Here is a 3,625-nt window from a genome sequence, read left to right on the forward strand (position 1 = left end):
GACATGTGTGAATTTTCCAGAGAATTTAATGCCAAATATACCCGCAAGAAAATCTAATGTTTGAACATTTTTAACCCAAAGTTTGTTGTTTTTATTAAAACTAAAATTTTGAGTTAGTTTCATGGTTTCCAATATAGGCTGTTGCATTCTGTAGCCTTTAATATCTAGATCAACTCCATAAATTGCCCATGAATCTTCAACTATATAGATATATCCTTCAAAGACAGGTTCTTTATCGCGTTTTGGTGTCACTACTATTTTGTTGATTAACTGATTATTGTCATCATAAAAAGTGCTTTCCAATTTAAAGTTGTAATAATTAAAGGTATTGTCAGCAATTGGTGAAACCATGTTTACATCAAAATCAATATAATTTTCATAAAAATCATAATTGGTGTTTAATGCAGTATTGTAACTAAACCCATTATCTTCCCCAGCTACTTTACTGGCTAGAATTTCTTCTTTAAGTTTATTCGGTTTTTCAACTTTAATTTTAGAAACGGTTTCTGATAAATAAATAATACCACTACCAGTTGAATCTAAATCTGCTCCAGAATCATTCATTTCTTCTCTCACTTTCATGCCCATAATTTTTTTCGGGATATCTTTTACTCTAAAAATTCCTCTCGAATAAAAATCAGCTTCAAACTTATCGGTTTTGGCACTGTTAACTTTTTTTGATTTCACAGCATTTCGTATGACTTCATTTGCTGGATTTTCACCTTCAGTTAAAACAACTTCGTTTAAATTATAATTCTCTTCAATTAATTTCACATCATTTGTATAAGGGAACTTATCTATCGTAAGAATGTTTTTTTGTGTTTTATATCCTAAATATTGATAAATGATATTTACGTTTTTATTTCCATTATACATTAATTCATATTTCCCATTCTCATTAGTAGTTGTTCCAATATAAGTGTTTTCAATATAAATGCTGACAAACGCTAAAGGTTCATTATTGACATCAGTAACTGTTCCTTTGATTTGTCCAAAACAAAAAATTGAAAAAAGTCCAAATACAAGTGCGTAAATTTTTTTCATAAAATAGAGGTTTATTATATAGACGAGAATTAAACTAAAATAGTTGTAAGAAATATTACTGTAAAAATGATTCGATGGCTAAATCATAACTTTTTAATCCAAAACCAATAATAACACCTTTAGCGTTAGGAGAAATAAAAGATTGATGTCGAAAAGTTTCTCTTGAAAATGTATTAGAAATATGTACTTCAATTACTGGAGAAGTTATTGCTTTTATAGCGTCACCAATTCCAATTGAAGTATGTGTATAAGCACCAGCATTTAGTATAATTCCATCAGCAGAAAAACCGTGTTCGTGAATTTTATCTATTAATTCACCTTCAATATTACTTTGATAATAAGTAAAATTAATTTGAGTATATTTTGATTTTAGTTTGTTAAAATAATCTTCAAAGGTTTCATTTCCATATGTTTCAGGTTCGCGTTTTCCTAATAAGTTTAGGTTTGGTCCGTTGATAATAATTAGATTCATATTTGTTTGCTTTGTGTAAAAATATAAAAACCATCCTTTGATAAAGATGGTTTAATATAAATTTATGAACTTTTTTATTAAAATAGTAATCCAACTGATAGTTGAAAGACAGAATTTTTAGCATCTGCGTCTCTTGCAATTTCAGTTACTCCTACATTGTATCTAGCAGAAGCAAATAAATTTTTAGTAAGATTGATACCAACACCAGCATTTACTGAAAAATCAACTTTGTTGTAATCGTCAAAAACTTCATCTTTTTTGCTTAATAAAAAAGAACCTTGTGGGCCAGCTTCTAAAAATAAACTTTCAGATAAATTGAATTTGGCTACTACTGGAATTGAAATATAACCTAATTCATTTTTGAACTCTGTGATGGCAGAATCGTAACTTGCTCCAACAGTTGAATATAATAACTCAGGTTGAATAGCTAGATTATCAAATAATGAAATTTCAACTAAAATACCAGCATGATAATTAGTAATAGCATCTGTTTGCACCTTAGTATTTGTGAAATTCGCATAATTTAAACCTGCTTTTACACCAAATCTAATATTTGATTGTGCGTTTGTTATTTGTGAAATTGTTAATAAAGTAACAACTAAAAAAGCTAATTTCTTCATGTCTTATTGAATTTAAAGGTAGTTTGTATTTTACAAATATATGTTTATATCTTGTTTGAAAATGTTAAAAAGTATTATTTTTTTTATTTTTTGTAAGAAAATAAACTTTTATATTTGATTTATAACTTTAAAATTAAACAAAATGAAAAAATTATTATTCGCTACAGTAGCAGTATTTGCATTTGGATTTACAAATGCTCAAGAAAGTGAAACTAGTGGTTTCGCTAAAGGTGATGTTTTTGTAACTGGTGCGTTTTCTATAAGCGGAACTAACAACAAAAACAATGACGAAAAGACGAGTTATTTTGAAATTGCTCCACAAGTAAACTATTTCGTAACTGAAAACATCTCTTTGGGTGCTAAAATTGGTTACACTTCTGACAAAGCAGAAGATAACCTTGGAGATACCATGGATGAATCAACTGTAGCATTTGGTTTAGTTGGTAGATATTATTTAACTCCTGCATCTAAATTTTCGTTATTTGGTCAATTAGGTTTTGAATATATGTCAATGACTGATAACTTATCTAGTCCAGAATTTAAAGTTAATGGATTTGGAGCTGGATTGGGATTAGGTTTAAACTATTTCGTCTCTTCTAATTTTTCTATTGAAGCTGGTGTAGCTGCTTTGGAGTTTGCATCTGCAAAGGCTGATGTGCCAAACGCTGAAAATGTAACAGCTTTTGGTTTTGGCGGAGACTGGAGATCAGTTAGTTTTGGAGTTAATTATAAATTCTAATTTAAAATATGATTTCTTTTAAATCCCGATTAATTTCGGGATTTTTTTATACTTAATTTTTCGTATTTTTGACACATGAGTAATTGGAAATCCTATATCAAAGAATATCAAAATTATTTAAAACTTGAAAGAGGTTTATCAACTAATACTATTCTAAATTATACGTTTGATATAGAAAAATTGGTACTGTTCTTAGAAACAAATTCAATTACTCAAAACCCGATTAACATCTCAGAAGAAACCATTCAGCAATTTGTTTACCATATCTCTTCATTGGTAAATGCCAGAAGTCAGGCTCGTGCCATTTCAGGCTTAAAAAGTTTTTTTACCTATATATCGTTTGAAGATTACCGAAAAGATAATCCTTTAGATTTAATTGAAGTTCCTAAAACGGGTAGAAAATTACCTGACACACTTTCAACGATTGAAATTGATCAATTAATTGCAGCAATCAATTTGTCAACTCCCGAAGGAGAACGCAACAGAGCTATTCTAGAAACTTTATATAGTTGTGGTTTGCGTGTTTCTGAGTTAACAAACCTCAAAATTTCTGATTTATTTTTTGATGAAGGCTTTATAAAAGTAACTGGAAAAGGAAATAAACAACGATTTGTCCCTATTGGAAAAACTACCGAAAAGTATATTCTACTTTATAAAGAACAAATCCGATCTCATTTAAATATTCAAAAAGGCTATGAAGACACTTTATTTTTAAATAGAAGAGGAAAACAATTAACAAGAGCTATGATT

The 3,625-nt window shown here is 28.8% G+C and carries 5 protein-coding genes; 2 read left to right on the forward strand and 3 right to left on the reverse strand.

The window, feature by feature from the left end; all coding sequences use genetic code 11:
- From AACZ53_RS14155 to AACZ53_RS14165, 3 genes are all read right to left on the reverse strand, one after another.
- A partial coding sequence (locus AACZ53_RS14155) for a DUF5686 family protein (RefSeq protein WP_339839788.1) occupies nucleotides 1–1,044 on the reverse strand: 1,044 nt, incomplete at its 3' end.
- A gap of 55 nt (nucleotides 1,045–1,099) precedes the next feature.
- Nucleotides 1,100–1,516 (reverse strand): type II 3-dehydroquinate dehydratase, encoded by a 417-nt coding sequence (gene aroQ / locus AACZ53_RS14160; protein ID WP_339839790.1) that lies wholly within the window; start codon nucleotides 1,514–1,516, stop codon nucleotides 1,100–1,102.
- A gap of 77 nt (nucleotides 1,517–1,593) precedes the next feature.
- Complete coding sequence (locus AACZ53_RS14165; protein ID WP_339839792.1) at nucleotides 1,594–2,136, reverse strand: porin family protein; 543 nt, start codon at nucleotides 2,134–2,136, stop codon at nucleotides 1,594–1,596.
- Nucleotides 2,137–2,278: 142 nt separating this feature from the next.
- On the opposite strand from AACZ53_RS14165, the gene AACZ53_RS14170 reads away from it, so the two are divergent.
- Both AACZ53_RS14170 and AACZ53_RS14175 read left to right on the forward strand, forming a co-directional pair.
- Complete coding sequence (locus AACZ53_RS14170) at nucleotides 2,279–2,875, forward strand: outer membrane beta-barrel protein (protein ID WP_339839794.1); 597 nt, start codon at nucleotides 2,279–2,281, stop codon at nucleotides 2,873–2,875.
- A 75-nt stretch (nucleotides 2,876–2,950) separates the two neighbouring features.
- A partial coding sequence (locus AACZ53_RS14175) for a tyrosine-type recombinase/integrase (protein ID WP_339839796.1) occupies nucleotides 2,951–3,625 on the forward strand: 675 nt, incomplete at its 3' end.

Source organism: uncultured Flavobacterium sp. (genome assembly GCF_963975005.1).
Classification (GTDB): Bacteria; Bacteroidota; Bacteroidia; order Flavobacteriales; family Flavobacteriaceae; genus Flavobacterium.

Bases quoted from the DNA above. Each gene is read 5' to 3' on its own strand.
- aroQ (WP_339839790.1), bottom strand. From the start codon at position 1,516: ATGAATCTAATTATTATCAACGGACCAAACCTAAACTTATTAGGAAAA.
- AACZ53_RS14165 (WP_339839792.1), bottom strand. From the start codon at position 2,136: ATGAAGAAATTAGCTTTTTTAGTTGTTACTTTATTAACAATTTCACAA.
- AACZ53_RS14170 (WP_339839794.1), top strand. From the start codon at position 2,279: ATGAAAAAATTATTATTCGCTACAGTAGCAGTATTTGCATTTGGATTT.